21 protein-coding genes are annotated in these 22,265 nt (G+C 72.7%); 16 read left to right on the forward strand and 5 right to left on the reverse strand.

Features of this window, described 5'->3' with window-relative positions; translation table 11 throughout:
* The first annotated feature begins 89 nt into the window (after window positions 1–89).
* The gene (miaB, locus tag HCN51_RS48580; protein WP_240974035.1) at window positions 90–1,586 is read left to right on the forward strand and encodes a tRNA (N6-isopentenyl adenosine(37)-C2)-methylthiotransferase MiaB; all 1,497 of its coding nucleotides are present in this window, start codon (window positions 90–92) and stop codon (window positions 1,584–1,586) included.
* A 57-nt stretch (window positions 1,587–1,643) separates the two neighbouring features.
* Here the strand turns inward: miaB and HCN51_RS48585 are convergent, their stop codons facing one another.
* Complete coding sequence (locus HCN51_RS48585) at window positions 1,644–2,018, reverse strand: hypothetical protein (protein WP_168019031.1); 375 nt, start codon at window positions 2,016–2,018, stop codon at window positions 1,644–1,646.
* A gap of 411 nt (window positions 2,019–2,429) precedes the next feature.
* Here HCN51_RS48585 and HCN51_RS48590 point away from each other — a divergent pair, with 411 nt between their 5' ends.
* From HCN51_RS48590 to HCN51_RS48600, 3 genes are all read left to right on the forward strand, one after another.
* Window positions 2,430–3,002, forward strand: coding sequence for a hypothetical protein (locus tag HCN51_RS48590; protein WP_168019032.1), 573 nt, complete (start codon window positions 2,430–2,432; stop codon window positions 3,000–3,002).
* 76 nt (window positions 3,003–3,078) lie between these two features.
* Complete coding sequence (locus HCN51_RS48595) at window positions 3,079–3,822, forward strand: isocitrate lyase/PEP mutase family protein (RefSeq protein WP_168019033.1); 744 nt, start codon at window positions 3,079–3,081, stop codon at window positions 3,820–3,822.
* Window positions 3,823–3,857: 35 nt separating this feature from the next.
* Window positions 3,858–4,511: a class III extradiol ring-cleavage dioxygenase family protein gene (locus HCN51_RS48600; protein ID WP_168019034.1), complete on the forward strand. Its 654-nt coding sequence runs from the start codon at window positions 3,858–3,860 to the stop codon at window positions 4,509–4,511.
* Here HCN51_RS48600 and HCN51_RS48605 read toward each other — a convergent pair.
* Window positions 4,484–5,401, reverse strand: coding sequence for a ribonuclease Z (locus HCN51_RS48605; protein ID WP_168019035.1), 918 nt, complete (start codon window positions 5,399–5,401; stop codon window positions 4,484–4,486). The genes HCN51_RS48600 and HCN51_RS48605 overlap by 28 nt on opposite strands.
* Window position 5,402: 1 nt before the next feature.
* Between HCN51_RS48605 and HCN51_RS48610 the strand changes: the two genes are divergently transcribed.
* The 6 genes from HCN51_RS48610 to HCN51_RS48635 all read left to right on the forward strand — a co-directional run bounded on the left by HCN51_RS48610 (window position 5,403) and on the right by HCN51_RS48635 (window position 11,724).
* Window positions 5,403–5,927, forward strand: a complete 525-nt coding sequence (locus HCN51_RS48610) for a methylated-DNA--[protein]-cysteine S-methyltransferase (RefSeq protein ID WP_168019036.1) — start codon at window positions 5,403–5,405, stop codon at window positions 5,925–5,927.
* Window positions 5,928–5,939: 12 nt separating this feature from the next.
* A complete protein-coding gene (gene miaA / locus HCN51_RS48615) occupies window positions 5,940–6,848 on the forward strand; it encodes a tRNA (adenosine(37)-N6)-dimethylallyltransferase MiaA (RefSeq protein WP_168019037.1) in 909 nt (302 codons plus the stop codon).
* Window positions 6,849–6,857: 9 nt separating this feature from the next.
* A complete protein-coding gene (gene dapF / locus HCN51_RS48620) occupies window positions 6,858–7,670 on the forward strand; it encodes a diaminopimelate epimerase (RefSeq protein WP_168019038.1) in 813 nt (270 codons plus the stop codon).
* Between the two features lie 48 nt (window positions 7,671–7,718).
* Window positions 7,719–8,474: an SCO6745 family protein gene (locus tag HCN51_RS48625; RefSeq protein WP_240974036.1), complete on the forward strand. Its 756-nt coding sequence runs from the start codon at window positions 7,719–7,721 to the stop codon at window positions 8,472–8,474.
* Between the two features lie 19 nt (window positions 8,475–8,493).
* On the forward strand, window positions 8,494–10,770 hold the full coding sequence (locus tag HCN51_RS48630) for a tetratricopeptide repeat protein (RefSeq protein ID WP_168019039.1): 2,277 nt from the start codon (window positions 8,494–8,496) through the stop codon (window positions 10,768–10,770).
* A gap of 195 nt (window positions 10,771–10,965) precedes the next feature.
* Window positions 10,966–11,724 carry a glucose 1-dehydrogenase gene (locus HCN51_RS48635; RefSeq protein WP_168019040.1) on the forward strand — a complete coding sequence of 253 codons (759 nt, stop codon included), beginning with the start codon at window positions 10,966–10,968 and terminating at the stop codon, window positions 11,722–11,724.
* 17 nt (window positions 11,725–11,741) lie between these two features.
* On the opposite strand, the gene HCN51_RS48640 is transcribed toward HCN51_RS48635, so the two are convergent.
* From HCN51_RS48640 to HCN51_RS48650, 3 genes are all read right to left on the reverse strand, one after another.
* Window positions 11,742–12,119, reverse strand: coding sequence for an ATP synthase subunit B family protein (locus HCN51_RS48640; protein WP_168019041.1), 378 nt, complete (start codon window positions 12,117–12,119; stop codon window positions 11,742–11,744).
* Window positions 12,116–12,316 carry a hypothetical protein gene (locus HCN51_RS48645; protein ID WP_168019042.1) on the reverse strand — a complete coding sequence of 67 codons (201 nt, stop codon included), beginning with the start codon at window positions 12,314–12,316 and terminating at the stop codon, window positions 12,116–12,118. Before HCN51_RS48645 ends, HCN51_RS48640 begins: the two co-directional genes overlap by 4 nt.
* 128 nt (window positions 12,317–12,444) lie before the next feature.
* Complete coding sequence (locus HCN51_RS48650) at window positions 12,445–13,446, reverse strand: helix-turn-helix domain-containing protein (protein ID WP_346434069.1); 1,002 nt, start codon at window positions 13,444–13,446, stop codon at window positions 12,445–12,447.
* Window positions 13,447–13,477: 31 nt separating this feature from the next.
* Here HCN51_RS48650 and HCN51_RS48655 point away from each other — a divergent pair, with 31 nt between their 5' ends.
* The 6 genes from HCN51_RS48655 to HCN51_RS48680 all read left to right on the forward strand — a co-directional run bounded on the left by HCN51_RS48655 (window position 13,478) and on the right by HCN51_RS48680 (window position 22,238).
* Window positions 13,478–14,095 (forward strand): GNAT family N-acetyltransferase, encoded by a 618-nt coding sequence (locus HCN51_RS48655; RefSeq protein WP_168019043.1) that lies wholly within the window; start codon window positions 13,478–13,480, stop codon window positions 14,093–14,095.
* 82 nt (window positions 14,096–14,177) lie between these two features.
* Window positions 14,178–16,607, forward strand: a complete 2,430-nt coding sequence (locus HCN51_RS48660; RefSeq protein ID WP_168019044.1) for a GcvT family protein — start codon at window positions 14,178–14,180, stop codon at window positions 16,605–16,607.
* A complete protein-coding gene (locus HCN51_RS48665) occupies window positions 16,604–17,806 on the forward strand; it encodes a sarcosine oxidase subunit beta family protein (protein WP_168019045.1) in 1,203 nt (400 codons plus the stop codon). Before HCN51_RS48660 ends, HCN51_RS48665 begins: the two co-directional genes overlap by 4 nt.
* Complete coding sequence (locus HCN51_RS48670; RefSeq protein WP_080041997.1) at window positions 17,806–18,048, forward strand: sarcosine oxidase subunit delta; 243 nt, start codon at window positions 17,806–17,808, stop codon at window positions 18,046–18,048. Before HCN51_RS48665 ends, HCN51_RS48670 begins: the two co-directional genes overlap by 1 nt.
* Complete coding sequence (locus HCN51_RS48675) at window positions 18,045–21,500, forward strand: 2Fe-2S iron-sulfur cluster-binding protein (protein ID WP_168019046.1); 3,456 nt, start codon at window positions 18,045–18,047, stop codon at window positions 21,498–21,500. Before HCN51_RS48670 ends, HCN51_RS48675 begins: the two co-directional genes overlap by 4 nt.
* A 60-nt stretch (window positions 21,501–21,560) precedes the next feature.
* A complete protein-coding gene (locus HCN51_RS48680) occupies window positions 21,561–22,238 on the forward strand; it encodes an HNH endonuclease family protein (protein ID WP_346434070.1) in 678 nt (225 codons plus the stop codon).
* Window positions 22,239–22,265: the final 27 nt, after the last annotated feature.

Consider the following 22,265-nt stretch of genomic DNA (forward strand, 5'->3'; position numbering starts at 1 on the left):
ACCGATCCGATCACATCATGCCGTCAAGCTGGCCTTTTAGATCCACACGGGCCTTTGCGAGCCGCACAACGACTACCCTTGAACGTGCCATGACTGTGACCCAGGAGGGCGCCCGCACATACGAAGTGCGCACATACGGGTGCCAGATGAACGTCCACGACTCCGAGCGCCTGTCGGGCCTGCTGGAGGACGCCGGCTACGTGCCCGCCGCCGACGGCGAGACGGCCGACGTGGTCGTGTTCAACACGTGCGCCGTGCGGGAGAACGCCGACAACCGCCTCTACGGCAACCTCGGCCACCTCCGCCCGGCCAAGACGCGCAACCCGCGCATGCAGATCGCCGTCGGCGGCTGCCTGGCGCAGAAGGACCAGGGCGAGATCGTCCGCAAGGCCCCGTGGGTCGACGTCGTGTTCGGCACCCACAACATCGGCTCGCTGCCGGTGCTGCTGGAGCGGGCCCGCGTCGAGGGCGAGGCGCAGGTCGAGCTGAAGGAGTCGCTGGAGGTCTTCCCCTCGACGCTGCCGACCAAGCGCGAGTCCGCCTACGCCGCCTGGGTGTCGATCTCCGTCGGCTGCAACAACACCTGCACGTTCTGCATCGTCCCCTCCCTGCGCGGCAAGGAGAAGGACCGGCGGCCCGGCGACATCCTCGCCGAGATCCGCACGCTCGTGGAGCAGGGGGCGCTGGAGGTCACGCTCCTCGGCCAGAACGTCAACACCTACGGCGTCGAGTTCGGCGACCGGCTCGCGTTCGGCAAGCTGCTGCGGGCCTGCGGCGACATCGACGGCCTCGAGCGGGTCCGCTTCACCTCGCCGCACCCGGCGGCCTTCACCGACGACGTGATCGCCGCCATGGCCGAGACGCCCAATGTCATGCACCAGCTGCACATGCCGCTGCAGTCGGGCTCCGACCGGGTGCTGAAGGCCATGCGCCGCTCCTACAGGGCCGAGCGTTACCTCGGCATCATCGAGCGCGTCCGCGCGGCGATGCCCGACGCGGCCATCTCCACCGACATCATCGTCGGCTTCCCCGGCGAGACGGAGGAGGACTTCCAGGCCACCCTCGACGTCGTGCGCCAGAGCCGCTTCGCCAACGCCTTCACCTTCCAGTACTCCATCCGCCCCGGCACCCCGGCGGCCACCATGCCCGACCAGGTGCCCAAGGAGGTCGTGCAGGAGCGCTACGAGCGGCTCGTGGCCCTCCAGGAGGAGATCTCATGGGAGGAGAACAAGAAGCAGGTCGGGCGGACGCTCGAAGTGCTGGTGGCCGAGGGCGAGGGCCGCAAGGACGACGCCACGCACCGGCTGTCGGGCCGCGCGCCCGACAACCGCCTCGTGCACTTCGCGGTGGGTGCGGAGACGCCGCGTCCCGGTGACATGGTGACGGTCGAGGTCACGTACGCGGCGCCGCACCACCTGGTGGCCGACGGGGCCGTCCTCGGGGTGCGCCGTACCCGCGCGGGCGACGCCTGGGAGGCCCGCCAGGGCACCGCGTCCTCGCCGGCGCCGGGAGTCCTGCTGGGCATGCCCACGATCGGCCGCCCGGCGCCGCTGCCCGCGGCCACCGGAGGCTGCTCGGCGCACTGACCACCTGTTGTAGGGCCCGCCCTCGCCCCGGTACGGGGTGAGGGCGGTCGCGTTTTCTCAGCGGGTGAGGCGGCTCAGCATCTGGTCGCAGGCGGCGCGGCGGAAGTCGTGCATCGTGGCGCAGGGGTTCGGCAGGCCGCGCCCGCGCGGTGGCGGGGCGGTGACCTGGGCGGGTGCCGGCTCCCGGGTGGTCGGCGGGGCCTGCGGCGTGGGGGAGCTGTGCGGCCGGCCGCGAGGAGGGGTCACGGGGCGTCCGCGGCGGATCCCGTGCCCGGGGGCTCGGGGAGGGCGCGCGGGGCGGTCGGCGCGCGGGCCGGAGGTCACCGACGGGACGACGTCCTCCAGCGGCGGCAGGATCGGCAGCGGGGAGATCGTCGCGCTCCACGGCGGCACGGCCTCGATCCAGGGCGGCGACAAAGGGCTCAGCGTCATGCCTGCGGGCTGGGCGGACGGGAAATGGAGCGGTCCATCAGAAGCGGCTCCCTTGTGCCGGTCGATGGTCGCTGTTTGTGTCACGCCCGGTGCCGAGAGTGGTGAAAGCGGCTTATTCGATCTTGCGGAAAGCGGGGTTTCCTGATCGAATTCGCCGCCTCTTTGCGGGGTGGCATCCGGCGCGTTACTGAATGCCAGGAAAATTCCGAGACCGGCCGTGGCGAGCACCCCCACGGCTCCGGCCAGGGGACCGAGCGGCAGGCGGCTACCTGGGGAAATGGATCTAAGGGGGGACAAGTCGTGATTCCTCTGTGATTGGTGTGCGAGCATTCAGTCGTTGCGGCTAGTGTGGTCCATCACCCCCGAAGTCGGCGAAGCTTTCCCCGATACGACCGCAGGGAGCCGTACCCCATGCATGATCCGAACGCGCCGGATCGTCAGGAGATCCTGTCCGGGCCAGGAGACACCCGCCAGGCACCGAGAAACAGCCGCAAGAGAAAATCCCCGAACCAGAAACCGCTCATCATCGCCGCGTCCGCGCTCGTCGCCGTGCTCGCCGCGGGCGGCGCCGGCTACCTGCTGGCCGGAGGCTCCGGCGAGGCCGCGCAGCCGAGCGGCGGCGCCCGCCCGGCGGCCACGCAGAGCACCGGAGGCGCCGACGACCTCGGCGGAGACGACGCCACGATGGGCGACGTCACCACCGACGCCCCCGAGGACGCCGACCTCAACACCGATCCCCCCGAGGACGGCAGCATGGGCGACGTCGCCGACCCCGGCACTGGCGGCACCGCCGACACGGGATCGACGGGCACCGGCTCTCCTGTGAACAACGGCACCGGCAAGAAGCCCGCCACCACCGCGCCCACCACCGCGCCCACCAAGGCGCCCCAGTCCTCCGGCAGCTCCGGCAGCTCCGACGCCGACACTCCCGCCAACGGCCCCGCCGGCGAGGTCGCCGGGCAGTGCTCCAAGAGCGGCTGCTAGCCCACCAAGTGGCTCGCCGGTCACGGGCGGGAGTGGCTCTTCAGGAAGGCCACTTCCGGCTCCTAGGGTCGAGGGCATGAAGACTGACGACGCGAACGCCCTGCGCGCGCTGCACGTCCCCGGCACCCCGCTGGTCCTGCCCAACGTCTGGGACGCCGCCTCCGCCCGCGCCGTCCGCGAGGCGGGCTTCCCCGCCGTGGCCACCAGCAGCGCCGCCGTCGCCCGCGCGCTCGGTTACGACGACGGCGAGCGGACCCCGGTGGCCGAGATGATGGCCGCCGTCGCCCGCGTGGCCAGGGCCGCCGAGGGCGTGCCCGTCACCGCCGACATCGAGCGCGGCTACGGGCTCAAGCCCGCCGAGCTCGTCGAACGCCTGGCCGAGGCCGGTGCCGCGGGCTGCAACCTGGAGGACTCCCTGCCGGGCCGCGGCGACATGGTGGACCCCGGGGAGCAGGCCGCGTTCCTGGCGGAGGTGCGCGCCGCCGCCGGCGACGCGCTCGTGATCAACGCCAGGATCGACCTCTACCTGCGCGGCCCCGCCTCCCGGGCGGAGGCCGTCGCGCGCGGGCGGCGCTACCTGGAGGCGGGCGCCGACTGCGTGTACCCCATCGGGCTCGCCGACGCGGACGAGATCAGGGCGCTGGTGGGCGAGCTGGGGGCGCCGGTCAACGTGTACTTCTCGCCGCGGACGCCGAGCCTGGCCGCGCTGGCCGGGCTCGGGGTGGCCAGGATCAGCTTCGGCAGCGGGCTGCACCAGGCCGTCCAGGAGCTCACCAGGGGCATGCTGGCCAGGGTGCGCGACGGGCGCAGCCCCTACTGAGCTGCCCGGGCCGGCGGCCCCGTACGCTTGCGCTCGTGCTCGTCGCCGCCGCCGTCTGCCCATCGACCCCGCTGGTCGTGCTCGGGATGCCCGAGCTGCGCACCGCCTGCCGCTCCGCGATCGCCGCGGTGCGCGAGGCCCGTCCCGACACGCTGATCGTGGTGGGCGGCGCCGAGGCGACCCGCTCGTACGAGGGGAGCGCGGCCGGCACCCTGCGCCCGTGGGGCCTCGACCGTACGGTGGGGCAGGGGGAGCCCGTGCTGCCGCTGTCGCTGACCGTCGCCCGCCTGCTCCTGTCCGGCGAGGAGCCCGCGAGCCTGCACACGGTGGCCTTCGACGCGACGACCGCCGGCTGCCTGGCGCTCGGGGAGAGCCTGGGCGGGCGCGGCGAGCGGGTGGCGCTGCTGGTCATGGCCGACGGCTCGGCCTGCCTGAGCCCCAGGGCGCCGGGCAAGCACGACGAGGCCGCGGGGCCGTACAACGAGATGATCGTGAAGGCGGTCGGCGGCGGCGACGCCGCGGCGCTGGCCGGGCTCGACGCCGCGGAGGCGGACCGGCTGTGGGTGAGCGGGCGGGCGGCGCTGCAGGTGCTGGCCGGCGCGGCGGGCGGGCGCGCCTACCAGGGGCGGCTGCTGGCGGCGGCGGCGCCGTACGGGGTCGGCTACCTCGCCGGGGCGTGGCTGGCCTGACGCTTCGGCACCGGCACCCGCATCAGGTCGCGAGCCAGCACGACCTCGCCGGCGAAGCTGTGGCGCACCTCCTCGACGAAGGACGGCTCGTCGGCGAAGCCGTACCGCTCGGAGAAGTGCGTCAGCACCAGGCGGCGCACGCCCGCGTCGGCCGCCACCAGCCCCGCCTCGAACGCCGTCAGGTGCCCGTAGTCCTTGGCCAGCGCGCTCTCGGCGGACAGGAACGTGGCCTCGATCACCAGCAGGTCCACCCCGGAGGCCAGCTCGAAGACGGAGTCGCACAGTCGCGTGTCCATGACGAACGCCACGCTCTGGCCCGGCCGCGGCACGCTGCACTCCTCCAGCGTGACCCCGCGCACGGAGCCGGTGCGTTGCAGCTCGCCGACCTCAGGGCCGCGGATGCCGTGCGCGGCCAGCTTCTCGGGCAGCATCCGGCGGCCGGCGGGCTCCTGGACGCGGTAGCCGTACGACTCGACCGGGTGGGACAGGCGGCGCGCGATCAGCGGCCCGACACCCGCCAGGTCGCCGGAGACGGGATGCTCGGCGATGACGTCCGTGTCGGCGAACGCGGCGGCGTGGCGCAGCCGCCGCCAGTACGTCTCGCCGGAGCCGGGGAAGACCGCGCGCACCGGGTGGCGCACCTTGTCGCGGGCGATGCGCTGCACGACGCCCGGCACGCCCAGGCAGTGGTCGCCGTGGAAGTGGGTGACGCACAGCCAGTGGACGTCGTTGGCGCTCAGCCCGGCGTGCACCATCTGCCGCTGCGTGCCCTCGCCCGGGTCGAACAGGAAGCCCTGACCGTCCCAGCGCAGGAGGTAGCCGTTGTGGTTACGGTGTCGGGTAGGAACGGCGCTGGACGTGCCCAGCACCACGAGCTCACGTGAGGACACGATGACCACCACGCTGCCCGCCACGGTTGCCTTCGCCGAGGTGCCCACGCCTGTGGGCACGTTCGTGCTGGCCGTCACGGAGACCGGCCTCGTGGCGACGGGATGGGGGTCCCGCGCCGGGCTGGCCCCACGTCTCGGCCTGGCTGAGGTTCATGATGCGGATCGTACGGCCTTCGCGGTCGCCGAGCTGAACGCTTATTTCGCCGGCGAGCTGAAGACGTTCGAGACGCCGATCGACTGGCGGCTCATGTCCGGCTCGCGGCTGCGGGTGCTCCAGGCCCTGCACCGGGTGCCGTACGGCAAGGCCGTCACCTACGGCGAGCTGGCCAGGCTCAGCGGGTCCAGCGTGCCCGCGCGCGGCATCGGCTCGATCATGGGCTCCAACCCCATCCCGATCTTCGTCCCGTGCCACCGGGTGATCGCGGGCAGCGGGCTGGGCGGGTTCAGCGGCGGCACGGGCGTGGAGACCAAGCGGTGGCTGCTCACCCATGAGGGCTATCTGCAGCCGACGCTGCTCGATCTCTAGCACACTGGTCGTGTGCGTCAGCAGCAGCCAGTCATCGCCGTCGTGGGCCCCACGGCCGCAGGAAAGTCCGATCTCGCCGTCGACCTCGCCCTCCGGCTGGGCGGCGAGTGCGTCAACGCCGACTCCATGCAGCTCTACCGCGGCATGGACATCGGCACGGCCAAGCTGACGGAGCAGGAGCGGCGCGGGGTGCCGCACCACCTGCTCGACGTCTGGGACGTGACGGTCACGGCCAGCGTCGCCGAGTACCAGAAGCTGGCCAGGGCGGTCATCGACGCCGTCGACGTGCCCATCCTGGTCGGCGGCAGCGGCCTGTACGTGCGGGCGGCCATCGACGAGCTGGAGTTCCCCGGCACGGAGCCGGCGATCAGGGCCCGGCTGGAGGCCGAGCTGGCCGAGCGCGGCCCCGCCCCGCTGTACGAGCGGCTGCGCGAGCGCGACCCGGCCGCCGCGGCGGCGATCCTGCCCAGCAACGGCCGCCGCATCGTGCGGGCGCTGGAGGTGATCGAGCTGTCGGGCCGCCCGTTCTCGGCCACGATGCCGTCCTATGACGCGGTCTACCCGAGCGTCCAGATCGGGCTGGAGGTGCCCAGGCCCGAGCTGGACGCCAGGATCGAGCTGCGGGTCGAGCGCATGTGGGCGGCGGGCCTGGTGGACGAGGTGCGCGCGCTGCTGGAGCAGGGGCTGGCCGAGGGGCGCACGGCGAGCAGGGCGCTCGGCTACGCGCAGGTCATCCGCTTCCTCGAAGGGGAGTGGAGCGAGGAGCAGGCGATGGCCGAGACGGTCAGGCTGACCAGGCGTTTCGCCCGGCGGCAGGAGTCGTGGTTCCGGCGGGATCCGCGGGTGTGCTGGCTGCCGTACGACGCCCCCGACCTGCTTGAGCGGTCCCTGGCGCGAATCACCGGACACCCGTGCGAATAAACTTTTGCAATGCGCTTTCTCAAGGGGCACGGCACCGAGAACGATTTTGTCATCCTGCCCGATCCGGAGGGCGAGGTCGACGTGTCGGCCGCGCTCGTCGCCAAGATCTGTGACAGGAGAGCAGGCATCGGCGCCGACGGCGTGCTCCGCGTGGCGCGCACGAAGCACAGTCACGAGGTGAGCGACCAGGCCGGCGAGGCCGAGTGGTTCATGGACTACCGCAATTCCGACGGCAGCATGGCCGAGATGTGCGGCAACGGGGTGCGGGTGTTCGCCCGCTACCTGCTCGACGCCGGGTTGGAGCACGCCTCCGAGTTCGCGATCGCGACCAGGGGCGGGGTGCGCAGGGTGCGCATCGAGCCGAGCGGTGACGTGACGGTCGACATGGGCAGGCCGGTCGTCCACGGCGAGAGCGTGGCGACGCTGGGCGGGCACGAGTACCCGGGCATCCACGTCGACATGGGCAACCCGCACCTGGCCTGCTCGATCGGCGACCCCGTGGCCCAGCTCGAGCTCACCCACGGGCCGGGCTTCGACACCGGGGTCTTCCCCGCCGGGGTCAACGTCGAGCTGTTCAACGCGGTGGGCGTCAGCCGGGCCGTCATGCGCGTCTATGAGCGCGGCTCCGGCGAGACGCGCTCGTGCGGCACCGGCGCGGTGGCGACGGCCGTGGCCGCCGCGCACCTGTCGGGCGACACCACCGGCACGTGGACGATCGAGGTGCTGGGCGGCACGCTGACCGTCATCCTCGACGAGGACACCAGCTACCTGTCCGGCCCGGCGGTGATCGTGGCCAGCGGCGAGTTGATGCTTGCAGAATGAAGTTCTAATGGGGGATGCTGAGTCTACTTCGCGGACTGAGAGGTGGACATGGCAGACCCACGCACCACCGCCGTACAGGTGAAGGCACCGATCGGGCAGATCGGCGGCGGATTCATGGTCTCCCGGGAGGCCAAGGCCATCTGCGACGAATACGGCCTCGGCGCCCGGGAGGTCTACTTCAGGGGCCGCTGCGGCGTGCTCGGCGAGTGCGACGCGAGCGTCGTCACCGCCGTCGCCGTCTTCTTCCCCGCCGCGCACGTCGAGGAGAGCTGGAACGGCGGCCGCAAGCTCCCCGTGGAGCGGGCCGTCGAGCTCTACGCGGAAGCCTGCCACGCCTGGGGCCGGCGCAAGCTCGGCGACCAGCCCGGCTGCGCCAGGATCGCCGAGCTCCTGGAGCCCGTCGTCGAGGCCGCCTCGCCGGTCGGCGCGCCCCTGTTCGCGGGCTGGCGGGCCGTGCCGCTGCCCGACGACCCGCCCGCCAGGGCCGTGCAGCTCATGCACGTCGTACGCGAGCTGCGCGGCGGCCTGCACGCCAACGCCGTGCTCGCGGCCGGGCTGCACCCCCTGGAGGCCACCCTCGCCGCGCGGCACGACGGCACCCCGTTCGGGCAGTCGCCCGGCACCGCCATCGCGAAGTTCTTCAACTGGCCGGAACCCTACGCCGAGCCCGGCCCCGACGTGGTCGCGCGGCGCGCGGCCGTGGAAGAGACCACCGACGACCTCATGGCGCCGGTCTTTTCGGTCCTGACAGACAGCGAATCGGACGAGCTGATCGAGCTTCTGCGTTTTGGGCACGCTCGTTGACCTGGCAGACTGACTGCCCATGGACGTGGACATCTGGGCCTGGGTCGGCGAAACCCAGCAGCAGCTTTCCGAGGCGGGCAACGTTGGCCTCGCCATGGCGCTGGGAGACCTCCCCGCACAGGCCTACGAGGGCCGGTACCCGCAGCTCGACGTCATGGCCCCGGCCATCGCGCAGCAGGCCGAGGCCCTTGAGCTGCCCTGGCTCGAGTTCTACGCCCGCTACTGGCACCTGATCGGCCGCATCGGCGACCGTGCCCAGGGCGCGGTCGCCATCGACGACGCGCAGCAGCTTCTCGCGTTCGCCCAGCGCGAAGACGTGCGTGAGTGCCCGGCCGTCCCGGCGGCCGTCGAGGCGCTGGCCATCGTGTGGGCCAACACCGACGGCCCCGGCTACGCCACCGACCGCCTGGAGACGCTCGGGGCCCACCTCGAGAGCACCAGCCCGGAGAAGCCCGCCTTCGCCGGCCTCGTCACCCAGTACGTCGCGGCCCTCGTCGACGCCGGCAAGCCCGGCGAGGCCGTCACCTACGCCGAGTCCGCCGTCGAGCGGCTGCGCACCGCCGGCCGCGAGGCGAGCTGGGAGCTCGGCGCCGAGAGCGCCCGCGCGCTGCTGGCCGCCGGCCGCGCCGAAGACGCGCTCGACGCCCTCCAGGCCGCCGCCGGGTTCCAGGCCGACGACCCCGTCGCCAAGGAGCACCGCGACGGCGTGCGCCGCGCGCTCATCCTGGCCACCCTCGGCCGCATCGCCGAGGCCGTCGACGCGCTGCCCGACCTCGACGTCGTGGGCGAGCACCCGCGCGTGTGGGTGGAGTGGTCGCGCGCCGTCAACATGCTGGCCGGCTCCGCCCAGATCACCAACACCTGGCAGCTCGGCCGCGTCCTGCGCCAGTGGATGGACTACTTCGGCATGATGGGCGGCTACCGCGCCCGCGTCGAGCTCGCGCTCGTCGCCGGCGAGCTGGCCATCGCCAGGCAGGGCGTCTGGCAGGCCAGGCTGCTCGCCGACCTCGCCGAGTCCGGCAGCGCCGAGCTGCGCGACAGCGGCGACCTGACCGAGCGCATCACCGCGCTGCGCGCCACCGCCGACACCACCGCCGAGCCCGAGGCCCCCGGCCCCGTCGAAGAGCGGGTCGGCCAGTTCGACGCCGCCGACGGCTTCAACGCCGACCCCGAGAAGTGGGTCGGCTGGCTGGCCCCCCTGTCCGGCCAGGACATCGAGGCCACCCGCCGGCACACCACCACCCTCGGCTTCCTCGGCTATCCCGCCACCGGCGCCGACATCTACTGGAAGCTGCTCGTCGACAGCGGCGACATCGCCACCGCCGACCCCGACGACGTCGCCTACCTCACCACGCTGCTCATCGAGGCCCGCCAGGACGAGCGCCTGGAGCAGATGGCCGCCATGCTGCCGCACGCCGCCCAGCACCTCACGCTGGCCCGGCTGCACAGCGCCCGCGAGCGCTGGCAGGAGACCGCCGACGCCGCCGAGCACGCCATCCACGCCGGCGCCGGCATCGAGGCCCGCCGCCTGCTGTCCGGCGCCGCCCAGCAGCTCGACGCCAACCACCGCGCCGCCGAAGTGCTGCTCGAAGTCCTCGACGAGCTCACCGACGAAGACGTCTGGCGCATGATCGTCATGGCGACCTCCGCCGAAGACTGGGACACCGTCCGCAAGGGCGCCGCCAAGATCGGCATGCCGATCAAGTCCACCGAAGGGCCGATCGAGGAGGAGATGGGCCTCATCCGGCTCATCCTGCCCGCGCCCGACGGCGGCCAGCGCCAGGTCCTGTCCATCCGCACCGGCCCCGCCACCGCCCGCCTCGCCCTGCCGCAGCCGCGCGGCATGGAGTACAACGCCGGCGACCTCGTCGTCTTCGACCCCCAGCTCCTCGAGCCCGTCCCCGACGACCCGCAGGAGCAGCAGAACTTCGTACCCCCCTTCGCCGCGGTCCGCATCCTGCGGCCCGGCGGCTACACCAGCTACTTCTTCGACGGCGCCGCGCCGAGCGAGGAGGACTGGGCGGAGTTCACCGAGGTCATGGCCGAGCGCGGCTGGCCCATGTGGGTCTACAGCGACGAGAACTACACCGTCACCCACCCGACCACCGGCGAGTCGCTGCCGGGCGTGTTCGGCTGGGTCGCCGTCCCGCCGGACGTCTCGCCCGCCGAGGTCGACGCCCTGCTCGACGACGCCACCGAGCGGTGGGTGCATCCGCTGGCGTGGCTGGATCTGGCGCGCGAGATCGACGTCGAGGTGGAGCGGCACGAGCGCATCGTCAAGGAGTACGGCCTCTGACCTGCTTCGGCGGGCACGGGGCCTCACCCGCGCCCGCCACGCCGCATCGGCCCGCGTCCGCGCCAGGCGGCATCCGTCGCGCCTCCCGCGCGACGGTGCCCTCACACTGCGCCTCCCTCGAAGGTGTCCTTCCCTTGGGGGGCCTTCACCGACGTACGGTGGGGCGGAAGTGAACGAGCAGTAGGGAGGTGCGGGGTGCTGGAGCGGTTCCGGCTCGACGGCAAGGTGGCGATCGTCACCGGAGCGTCCGCGGGCCTCGGGGTGGCGTTCGCGCGCGGCCTGGCCGAGGCGGGCGCCGACGTGGTGGTGTGCGCCCGCCGCAAGGACCGCCTGGAGGAGACGCGCCGCCTGGTCGAGGAGACCGGCCGCAGGTGCCTGGCCGTGCCCGCCGACGTGTCCCGGCCCGACGACTGCGACGCGGTCGTCTCCGCCGCCGTCGAGGCGCTGGGCTCGGTGGACGTGCTGATCAACAACGCCGGCGTCGGTACGGCCGTGCCCGCGTTACGCGAGAGCCCGGAGGAGTTCCGCCGGGTCATCGAGATCAACCTGAACGGCACGTACTGGATGGCCCAGGCGTGCGCCCGCGTGATGCGCCCGGGCTCGTCGATCGTGAACATCGGCAGCATCCTCGGCGAGACCACCGCCGCCCTGCCGCAGGCCGCCTACAGCGCCTCGAAGGCCGGGGTGGTCGGCCTGACCCGCGACCTGGCCCAGCAGTGGACCGGCCGGCGCGGCATCCGCGTCAACTGCCTGGAGCCCGGCTTCTTCGCCTCGGAGATGACCGAGCAGTACAAGCCGGGCTACCTGGAGCGGATGACCGAGTCGCGGGTGGTCATGAAGCGGGCCGGGGATCCGGTGGAGCTGGTGGCGGCGGCCGTGTTCCTGGCGAGCGACGCGGCCTCGTACATCACGGGGGTGGCGCTGCCGGTGGACGGCGGGATCCTGATCACCTAGCCCTGCCGGGCGTGCGGTCAGGCGCTGGCTTTCAACTGGTGGATGCGCTGCTTGGAAAGGCCCATCACGCGTGCCGTGTCGGGCTCCGACCAATGGCTGGTCAGCTTCTTCGCGACGGTGACGGCCAGCTCGGCGGCACGCTTGGCGTGAGCCTCGGCCAGCTCCTTCTCGTGGTGGTACTCGGCCACCATGCCCGCCACTTCCTCGGGCAGGTCGAACACGAACTCCACGCCAGGAGTGTCCCCGGGCCAGGCCCAAGCGTGGATCTCGCGCAGATCGCGTTCCAGCTGCGACAACGACCCGGCTACACCAACGCCCTCGGTCTCTCCGGTGGGGCAGCGCGACACCCATCGTCCGTGCTCGTAAGTGACGACATAAGCGATGCTCTTGCTCACCGGCTCATCCTCTCCATGACCGTCTTCAGGCGCTTGAGGGCCACACGGAACAGCTCGGGGTCGCGGTCCGGATACGCCGGAATCACGACAGGAACCGAGACGATTCCCTCTTTGATCACGCGCAGCGCGCACATGCCGCCTCTGAGGTGATACAGCCAGCCCGCGGGGGCACCCGCGGCGGCCACGATCGTCGCCACCTCGGCGAGCTGTCGCAGGTGCGGAGGGAGATCGATTCTCGGTGATGAGCTGAGGATACTCTGCTAGGAACGCCTTTCCTAGGGAGATAGGAGGCGGGTCGGGCCGGAGACGCTGCAGGAGCGGGTGGTCAGGGGGACAGCAGGTCGTTGTGGGCGGCGAGGTAGCCGGCGTGGAAGCGGGTCCGGGCGCCCAGGCGTTCGCACAGCACCTGGACGCGGCGCTGGACCGTGCGGGGGCTCAACCCGAGCTGGCGGGCGATGGCGTCGTCCTTCATGCCGGCCGCCAGCAGCGCCAGCACCTCCTCGTCCGGGCCGCGGCGGTCCTCCTCCAGGCCGTCCGGGGTGAGGCGGAGGGGGACGGCGGCGCGCCAGAGCGTTTCGAAGAGGCCGACCAGGGCGTCCAGCAGGGCCGAGGGGTGGACCACCAGAGCGCTTTCGACGGCGCGGTCCTCGTCGGAGACCAGCGGGAGGATGGCGGTGCGGGCGTCGGCGATGGCGAGCTTGACCGGCACCTGGCCGAGGCGGGCCTGCTCGCCGTCGGCGATGGCGCGGCGGGTGTGGGCGAGCATGCCGGGCTGCTCGAAGGCGAGCGGGCTGTAGATGCCGCGGGTGACGGGGGCGCCCTGGCGGGCGGCGCGGCGGCGGTTCTCGCGGTCGTCGCTGATGTCCACCGCGTACGGCGGATGGACCAGCACCAGCATCTCGCGGGTGGCGTTGCGTTCGAGCTGGAGGTAGCGCCGGGCGACGGCGTCGCGGCCGGTCACCACCTCCAGCACCTCCTCCGGGTGGGGGCCGCCGCGGTCGGCGACCTCGGTGGCGAGGAGGGCGGCGGCGGCGCGGCTGTGGGTGAGCTCCTCCTGGCGGCGGGCGACGAGGATGTCGATGGCGATGGTCGGGGGCGTGGCGACGAGGCGGAGGGGCCGGCCGGCGACGCGGGAGATGAGGCCGAGGTCCTCCAGCCTGGGCAGCATGCGGCGGATGGCGGCGGCGGACGAGCCGGTCTCGGCGGCCAGCTCGCTGAGCGTGGCGGGCCCGTGCCGCAGCAGGGCGCGGTAGGCGGTCTCCTCGGCGACGGTGACGCCGAGCCCTTCGAGTAAGCGCCGCTGCTGCCCCATGTTTCCCTTTCCCACGCGAGCTCAGCGTACTGGTACGTTGTCGCGAATGATCTCCCCTTATGTGCGTTCGTACCAGCCCCGGGATCTGGAGGCCGTCTACGACATCTGCGTGCGCACCGCCGACGCCGGTGGCGACGCCCGCGGGATGTACGCCTCCGACCGGTTGATGGGCGACCTGTTCGCCGCCCCGTACGTGATTCTCGAGCCCGAGCACGCCCACGTGGTGGACGACGGCGAGGGCAACGCCGTCGGCTACATCGTGGGCACCGCCGACACCGAGCGGTTCGTGCGGCGCTACCGCGAGGAGTGGATCCCGCGGGCGGGCCTGCCGCTGCCCGCCGATCCGCCGGTCACGCCGGACGATCACATGCTGGCCCTGCACTACCGGCCGGAGCGGATGATCCTGCCGGAGCTGGCCGGGCATCCGGCGCACCTGCACATCGACCTGCTGCCGGACTGGCAGGGCAAGGGGTGGGGGCGGCGGCTGATGGGCGCGTTCGTGGACGGGCTGCGCGCGGCGGGCGTCACCGGGCTGCACCTGAGCATGCTGACCAGCAACGTGGCGGCGCGGGCGTTCTACGACCGGCTGGGGTTCGAGGAGCTGGCCGTGCCCGGCGGCGGGGTGGTCACCTATCTCGTACGGGACACCTCGCCCGCGCGGTAGCTCTTGTTCCGGCGGGTCCTGGACTTTATGGTCGTTGCGTAGTCCGGTGCGTGTTGCGCATTAAGGAACAACCGGAGGCGCCATGAGCCGACCTCGTACGGTGATCGTGGGAGCGGGGATCGTCGGCTGCGCGCTCGCCGACGAGCTCACCGAGCGGGGGTGGACGGACGTCACGGTCGTGGACCAGGGCCCGCTCTTCGCCGCCGGAGGCTCCAGCTCCCACGCGCCCGGCCTGGTCTTCCAGACGAACCCGTCGAAGACGATGACGGCGTTCGCCGCCTACACCGTGGCCAAGTACACGGCTCTGGGCGGCGACTGCTTCCGCCAGGTGGGCGGGCTGGAGGTGGCCACCACCCCCGAGCGGTGGGCCGACCTGCACCGCAAGCTCGGCTGGGCCGAGTCGTGGGGCGTCGAGGCGCGGCTGCTCGACCCCGGCGAGTGCGCCGAGCTGTGGCCGCTGCTGGACAGGGACAAGGTGCTCGGCGGCTTCCACGTGCCGGGTGACGGGCTGGCGGCGGCGGTGGCGTGCGGCGCGGCGCAGGCGGCGCGGGCCACGGAGCGCGGCGCCCGGTTCCTGGCCGGGCACACGGTGGTCGGCGTCGAGCAGCGGGGCGGCCGGGTCACCGGCGTGTCGGTGGTGGCGTCGGGGGAGTACCGGACGATCCCGGCGGACGTGGTGGTGTGCGCGGCCGGGTTCTGGGGGCCGTCGATCGGGCGGATGGCCGGGCTGACCGTGCCGCTGCTGCCCCTGGCCCACCAGTACGCGAAGTCGGGGCCGCTCGGCGCGCTGAAGCCCGGCCCGATCCTGCGCCACCAGGACCGCGACCTGTACTTCCGCCAGCACGGCGACCGGCTCGGCATCGGCTCCTACTCCCACCGCCCCATGCCGGTCGCCCAGGACGAGATCGGCCCCAGGTCCACCACGATGCCGTCGGTGCAGGCGTTCACCGAGCAGGACTTCGACCCCGCCTGGCGCGACGCGGTGGAGCTGCTGCCCGCGCTGGCCGAGTCGAAGTACGAGGACGGCATCAACGGCGTCTTCTCCTTCACTCCCGACGGCTTCCCGCTGATCGGCGAGGCGCCGCAGCTCGACGGGTTCTGGCTGGCGGAGGCCGTGTGGGTGACGCACTCGGCCGGGGTGGCGCGGGCGCTGGCCGAGGTGCTGGTGGACGGCCGCTCCGCCGTGGACCTGCACGAGTGCGAGCTGAGCCGGTTCGAACGGGCGCAGCTCTCGCCCGCCTACGTCGAGGAGCGCGGCAAGCAGAACTTCGTCGAGGTCTACGACATCATCCACCCGCTGCAGCCGATGGAGTCGCCACGGCCGATGCGCACCAGCCCGTTCCACCCGCGCCAGCGCGAGCTGGGGGCGTTCTTCCTGGAGGCGGCCGGGTGGGAGCGGCCGCACTGGTTCGACTCGAACGCGCCGCTGCTGGAGGAGCTGCTGCTGCGGCGCGGCGCCGCCGCCGGGCAGCTGGCGGCCGAGGCGTTCCTGGGCGCGGCGCAGCGCGACGACTGGGCCCGCCGCTACTGGTCGCCGATCGCCGCCGCCGAGTCGTTCGCGGCCAGGGAACGGGTGGCGCTGTTCGACATGACGCCGCTGAAGCGCATCGAGGTCAGCGGGCCGGGCTCGGCGGCGTTCCTGCAGCGGATGACCACGAACAACGTGGACAGGAAGCCGGGCTCGGTGACGTACACGCTGCTGCTGGACGTCAAGGGCGGCATCCGGTCCGACCTCACGGTGGCGCGGCTGGAGGAGGACGTCTTCCAAGTCGGCGCGAACGGCAACCTCGACCTCGACTGGCTGACCAGGCACGCGCCCGGCGGGGTGCGGGTGCGCGACCTGACGCCGGGGACGTGCTGCGTCGGCGTGTGGGGGCCGCGGGCCAGGGAGCTGGTGCAGGGGCTGACCGACATGGACCTGTCGCACGAGAACTTCCGCTACTTCGGCTGCAAGTCCGGATATGTCGGGCAGGTGCCGGTGCTCGCGATGCGCGTCTCGTACGTGGGCGAGCTGGGCTGGGAGCTCTACACCACGGCCGACATGGGCCTCAAGCTCTGGGACACCCTGTGGGCGCCGGGGCTGGCCGTCGCCGGGGGCCGGGCCGCGTTCAACAGCCTGCGGCTGGAGAAGGGCTACCGGCTCTGGGGCGTCGACATGACGACCGAGCACAACCCGTACGAGGCGGGGCTGGGCTTCGCCGTGCGGGACGACAAGGACTTCATCGGCCGGGACGCGCTGGCCAAGGAGGTCACCCGCAGGCTGGTGCCGCTGCTCAGCAGCCAGGTCGTGATGGGCAAGGAGCCGGTGAGCCACGGCGGCCGCACGGTCGGGTACGTCACCAGCGCCGCCTACGGCCACACCGTCGAGTACCCCATCGCGTACGCCTGGCTGCCGGCCGAGCTGGCCGCACCCGGGACACAAGTCGACATTTCCTACTTCGGCCGCCGCGTGCCCGCGGAGGTCGCCGCCGAGCCGCTGTACGACCCCGGGATGGAGAAGATCAGGCGTTGACCCACCCCGACTTCCTCTGGCGCAACCCCGACCCCAGGCCCGCCTACGACGTCGTCATCGTCGGCGGCGGCGGGCACGGCCTGGCCACCGCCTACTACCTGGCCAGGAACCACGGCATCACGAACGTGGCCGTCCTGGAGCGCGGCTGGCTGGCCGGCGGGAACATGGCCCGCAACACCACGATCATCCGCTCCAACTACCTCTGGGACGAGAGCGCCGCCATCTACGAGCACTCGCTGAAGCTGTGGGAGGGGCTGAGCGCCGAGCTGGACTACGACCTGCGGTTCAGCCAGCGCGGGGTGCTCAACCTGGCGCACAACCTCGGCGACGTGCGCGAGGGCCGGCGCCGGGTGAACGCCAACCGGCTCAACGGCGTGGACGCCGAATGGCTCGACCCCGACGAGGTCAAGAAGTTCTGCCCGATCATCAACACGTCCGGCCGGGCCCGCTACCCCGTCATGGGGGCCACGCTGCAGCGGCGCGGCGGCATCGCCAAGCACGACCACGTGGCCTGGGCGCTGGCACGCAAGGCCGACGCGTACGGGGTGGATCTGATCCAGGGGTGCGAGGTCACGGGCTTCGAGATCCTGAAAAATCGGGTCATCGCCGTACAGACGTCGCGAGGCCGCATCGCCGCCGGGAAGGTCGCGCTCGCGGCGGCCGGGCACACCTCCGTGCTCGCCGCCCAGGCCGGCATCCGGCTGCCGCTGCAGTCGCACCCGCTCCAGGCGCTGGTGTCGGAGCTGCTGGAGCCGGTGCTCGACTGCGTGGTCATGTCGAACGCCGTGCACGTGTACGTCAGCCAGGCCCACAAGGGAGAGCTGGTCATGGGGGCGGGCATCGACGCGTACAACTCCTATGGCCAGCGCGGCAACGTGCACGTGATCGAGGCGCAGATGGCGGCGGCGCTGGAGCTGTTCCCGATCTTCAGCCGGGTACGGGTGCTGCGGACCTGGGCCGGCATCGTGGACGTCTCGCCCGACGCCTCGCCCATCATCGGCCGCACCCCCGTGGACGGCCTCTACATCAACGCCGGATGGGGCACCGGCGGCTTCAAGGCCACCCCGGGCTCCGGCTGGGTGTACGCCGACACGATCGCCCACGGGCGGCCGCATCCGCTGGCGGAGCCGTTCGCGCTGGAGCGCTTCACCACCGGGGCGCTCATCGACGAGCACGGCGCGGCGGCGGTGGCGCACTGATGCTGCTCCTCGACTGCCCGCACTGCGGCCCCCGCGACGAGAACGAGTTCCACTACGGCGGCCAGGCCGGGATCTCCTACCCGGAGGGCGAGACCACCGACGCCGAGTGGGCCGGTTACGTGTTCCTGCGCGACAACCCCAAGGGCTGGTTCCGCGAGCGCTGGTTCCACGCGCACGGCTGCCGGACCTGGCTCACGGTCGAGCGGCACACGGTCACCCACGAGGTCAGGAAGCCTGAATGAGATTCACGTTCGATGGCCGTGAGCTGCGCGGCGAGCCCGGCGACACGCTCGCCGCCGCGCTCCTGCGCAACGGCGTGCGCGTCGTGGGCCGCAGCGTGCAGCTGGGCCGGCCGCGCGGCATCTTCACCGCCGGCCCCGAGGAGCCCAACGCGCTGGTACGGGTCGGCGCCGACCCGATGCTGGCGGCCACCACCGTGGAGCTCCATGACGGGCTGGAGGCATGGAGCCTGCGCGGCAAGGGCCGGGTGGACCCGGAAGCCGTCGACGACCGCCGCTGCGGCAAGGGCGGGGCGGACCGGGACGCCGTCGACGGCCGCCGCTGCGACAAGGGATACCTGCACTGCGACGTGCTCGTGGTCGGGGGCGGCCCCGCCGGGCTGGCCGCCGCCGTGGCGGCGGGACGGCCGGGCGCGCGGGTGATCCTCGTGGACGAGCAGCCCCGGCTCGGCGGCGACCTGCTGAACTCCCGCCTGCTCCTCGACGGCGCCCCCGCCCTCGACTGGGTGGCCGGGCTCTCCCTGCCGAGCCGCGTCCTCACCCGCACCACCGCCATCGGCTACTACGACCACAACTACGTGGTGGCGGTGGAACGACGGGCGCGGGGCGAGCGGCTGTGGCACATCAGGGCCCGCGAGGTGGTGCTGGCGACGGGGGCGCACGAGCGCTCGCTCGCCTTCCCGGGCAACGACCGCCCCGGCGTCATGCTCGCTTCGGCCGCCCGCACCTACGCCAACCGGTACGGGGTCGCGCCGTGGCGCCGGGCCGTCGTGTTCGCGTGCGCGGACTCCGGCTACGAGGCCGCCCGCGACCTGGCGGCGGCCGGGGTGGAGATCGCCGCCATCGTGGACCCGCGCCCGGAGGCGCTCCCACCCGACGCGCTCGCCGGGCTGGTGGCGACCGGCGAGGACGGCATGCTCACCGAGCTGGTGGCGACCGGCGGCGTGCTCACCGGGCAGGTGGTCACCGGCACGACCGGCGACGCGGAGGGTGTGCTGACCGGCGTCCAGGTCGGCTCGCGGCACATCGAGGCCGACCTGCTGGCGGTGGCGGGCGGCTGGAACCCCGCTGTGCACCTGTTCAGCCAGTCACAGGGACGCGTCCGCTTCGACGACCGGCTCCAGGCGTTCGTCCCGGGCACGTCCGCGCAACGGGAACGCTCGGCGGGCGCGTGCAGGGGCCGGTACGGCACCCGCGACGCCATCGCCGACGGCTACGCGGCAGGCGCCGAGGCGGCCGAACGCGCGCGCAACCGCCCGGCAGGCGTCGCCTCTCAGGCGGTGGGCTCGGCGGGCGTCGCCCCCCGCGCGGACGCGTCGGCCGGCGCCGGGCGTACCCCCTCCTCCCCTCCAAAAGGACCCCAGCCGAAGTACGGCGGGGAAGGGGCCGGCGGTGGCCCGCGCACTGAGGGCCGGGTGCCGGAGTGTGACGAGCGGCCCCTGCGGGCACCGGCGGCGCTGTGGGCGGTGGACGGCCCGCCGGGCGAGCCCGCGTTCGCGGACCTGCACCGCGACGTGACCGTGGCCGACCTGGCCAGGGCGACCGGCACCGGTATGCGGTCGGTCGAGCACGTCAAGCGGTACACCACGGCCGGCACCGGCGCCGACCAGGGGAAGACCTCGGGGGCGGTGGTGGTGGGCGTCATGTCCGCTCTCCTGGGTGCCGCGCCCGGCCAGGTGGGGACGACGACGTTCCGGCCCCCGTACGTGCCGGTGTCGTTCGCCACGCTCGCGGGCCGCGACCGGGGCGAGCTGTCCGACCCGGTCAGGACGACCGCGATGCACGACTCCCACGTGGCGAGAGGCGCGGTGTTCGAGGACGTCGGCCAGTGGAAGCGCCCCTGGTACTTCCCGGAGGACGGCGAGTCGATGGAGGAGGCGGTGCTGCGCGAGTGCCGCGCGGCCCGTACGGACGTGGCGGCGATGGACGCCTCCACCCTCGGCAAGATCGACATCAGGGGCGCGGACGCCGGCGCTTTCCTCGACCGGATCTACACGAACGTGTACTCCACGCTGAGCGTCGGCGCCTGCCGGTACGGCGTGATGTGCGGCGCTGACGGGATGGTGCTCGACGACGGCACCACGACGAGGCTCGCCGAGGACCACTACCTGATGACCACGACCACGGGCAACGCCGCCCGGGTGCTCGACTGGCTGGAGGAGTGGCACCAGACGGAGTGGCCGGGCCTGGAGGTGTCGTTCACGTCGGTCACCGACCACTGGGCGACCGTGGTGGTGGCGGGGCCGCGCGCCAGGCGGGTGGTCGCGGCCGTCGCGCCGGCCGCGGTGGATCTGGCGTTCATGCGGTACATGGCCGCGGACGTGCTGGGCGTGTCCGGGAGGGTGTTCAGGATCAGCTTCTCGGGCGAGCTGGCGTACGAGGTGAACGTCCCGTGGGCCTACGGGCGGGCGCTGTGGGAGGCGGTTCTGGGGCTGGGCGCGGTGCCGTACGGGACGGAGACCATGCACGTGCTGCGGGCGGAGAAGGGGTTCGCGATCGTCGGCCAGGAGACGGACGGGACGGTCACCCCGCAGGACCTCGGCATGGAGTGGATCGTGTCGCGGCGCAAGCCGGACTACGTGGGCAAGCGCTCGCACGCCCGCCCGGACACGGCGAGGAGCGACCGCAAGCGCCTGGTCGGCCTGCTGCCGGACGATCCGGCGCGACTGGTGGAGGAGGGCGCCCAGCTCGTCGCCGCTGATGGCGTGGTGCCGGTGGAGGCGGGCGCCCAGCTCGTCGCCGCTGATGGCGTGGTGCCGGTGGAGGCGGGCGCCCGGCTCGTCGCCGTTGAGGGCGGGGTGCCGATGGTCGGGCACGTGACCTCCAGTTATCGCAGTGCCGTGCTCGGTCGCACGTTCTGCCTGGCTCTGGCGAAGGGGGTCGGGCCGGGGGACCGGCTGACGGCCGTGTCGGGGGACGGGACGTGCCCGGTGACCGTCGTGGAGCCGGTCTTCTACGACCCGGACAACGCCCGCCGCGACGGCGAGCCGTTGACCGGGGCACCTCCGCAGCACGCATTCGAGGTGCGGGCCGAGAGCCCCGCCGCCGCGTTCGCGGCCCGGTTCGAGGCGGCGGGCGGGGCGCGGGTGCGGCTGCGCGAGGTGCCGTTCGAGCCGATGTGGGAGGTGCGGGGCGCGGATCCGGCGGTGGGGCTGCGGCTGGGGCCGGACTGGTGGCTGGTGTCCGGAAACACCGAGGCCCGTCCGGGGTGGGTGGACGTGTCGGGGCAGCGTACGATCCTGGAGCTGTCGGGCCCGGCGGCCGAGGACGTCCTGATCACCGGTTGCCCCCTCGACCTGCACCCGGACGTCTTCCCCGGGCACGCGCAGACGCTGCTCGGCAAGACCGGCGTCATCCTGGAGCGCCGCGCGCCCGACACCTACCGCGTCTACGTCAGGTCATCGTTCACCCGATACCTCGCAGAGTGGCTGCTCGACGCCATCGACGCGATATAACCCCAGAAATGGGCATTACCTAGACTTTACGAAAAACACGAAAAAGTCTGGGGAGCGGGCGTGCGAGTGCGGGCGTTCATGGCCGGTCTGGCCACGGTGGCGATGCTGACCGGTTGCGGCGGGCTCGGAGCGGCGCAGGCGCCGGACGGTGACGGCAAGGCCGCGAAGGCCGACCCGGCCGCGATCTCCGACGCCAAGAAGAAGCTGGACAAGCTGCCCGTCAAGGGCCGCGCCCCGAAGACCGGGTTCGACCGCGACAAGTTCGGCCCCGCCTGGGCGGACGTGGACCGCAACGGCTGCGACACCCGCAACGACATCCTCAAGCGCGACCTGGAGGACGAGACGTTCAAGTCCGGCACGCACGACTGCATCGTGCTGACCGGCACCCTGCACGACCCGTACAGCGGCAAGACCATCAAGTTCAGGCGCGGCCAGGACACCAGCACCGCCGTCCAGATCGACCACGTCATCCCGCTCTCGGACGCCTGGCAGAAGGGCGCCCAGCAGTGGTCGGCCACCAAGCGCAAGGAGTTCGCGAACGACCCGCTGAACCTCATGGCCGTGGACGGCCCGCTGAACGGTCAGAAGAGCGACTCCGACGCCGCCACCTGGCTGCCGCCCCGCAAGTCCTACCGCTGCACCTACATCGCGCGCCAGATCGACGTGAAGGCGAAGTACGGGCTTTGGGTGACGTCCGGGGAGAAGCAGGCCATGGAGGACATCCTGAAGTCCTGCTGACCGCCGGTGGTGGCTGCTTTCCAGGCG

Source organism: Nonomuraea composti (assembly GCF_012034275.1).
GTDB classification, from domain to species: domain Bacteria; phylum Actinomycetota; class Actinomycetes; order Streptosporangiales; family Streptosporangiaceae; genus Nonomuraea; species Nonomuraea composti.

Excerpts from the sequence above, each read along its gene's own strand:
- miaB (WP_240974035.1), top strand. The coding sequence starts at position 90 with ATGACTGTGACCCAGGAGGGCGCCCGCACATACGAAGTGCGCACATAC.
- HCN51_RS48585 (WP_168019031.1), bottom strand. The coding sequence starts at position 2,018 with ATGACGCTGAGCCCTTTGTCGCCGCCCTGGATCGAGGCCGTGCCGCCG.
- HCN51_RS48590 (WP_168019032.1), top strand. The coding sequence starts at position 2,430 with ATGCATGATCCGAACGCGCCGGATCGTCAGGAGATCCTGTCCGGGCCA.
- HCN51_RS48595 (WP_168019033.1), top strand. The coding sequence starts at position 3,079 with ATGAAGACTGACGACGCGAACGCCCTGCGCGCGCTGCACGTCCCCGGC.
- HCN51_RS48610 (WP_168019036.1), top strand. The coding sequence starts at position 5,403 with ATGACCACCACGCTGCCCGCCACGGTTGCCTTCGCCGAGGTGCCCACG.
- dapF (WP_168019038.1), top strand. The coding sequence starts at position 6,858 with ATGCGCTTTCTCAAGGGGCACGGCACCGAGAACGATTTTGTCATCCTG.
- HCN51_RS48625 (WP_240974036.1), top strand. The coding sequence starts at position 7,719 with ATGGCAGACCCACGCACCACCGCCGTACAGGTGAAGGCACCGATCGGG.
- HCN51_RS48630 (WP_168019039.1), top strand. The coding sequence starts at position 8,494 with ATGGACGTGGACATCTGGGCCTGGGTCGGCGAAACCCAGCAGCAGCTT.
- HCN51_RS48655 (WP_168019043.1), top strand. The coding sequence starts at position 13,478 with ATGATCTCCCCTTATGTGCGTTCGTACCAGCCCCGGGATCTGGAGGCC.
- HCN51_RS48660 (WP_168019044.1), top strand. The coding sequence starts at position 14,178 with ATGAGCCGACCTCGTACGGTGATCGTGGGAGCGGGGATCGTCGGCTGC.
- HCN51_RS48670 (WP_080041997.1), top strand. The coding sequence starts at position 17,806 with ATGCTGCTCCTCGACTGCCCGCACTGCGGCCCCCGCGACGAGAACGAG.
- HCN51_RS48675 (WP_168019046.1), top strand. The coding sequence starts at position 18,045 with ATGAGATTCACGTTCGATGGCCGTGAGCTGCGCGGCGAGCCCGGCGAC.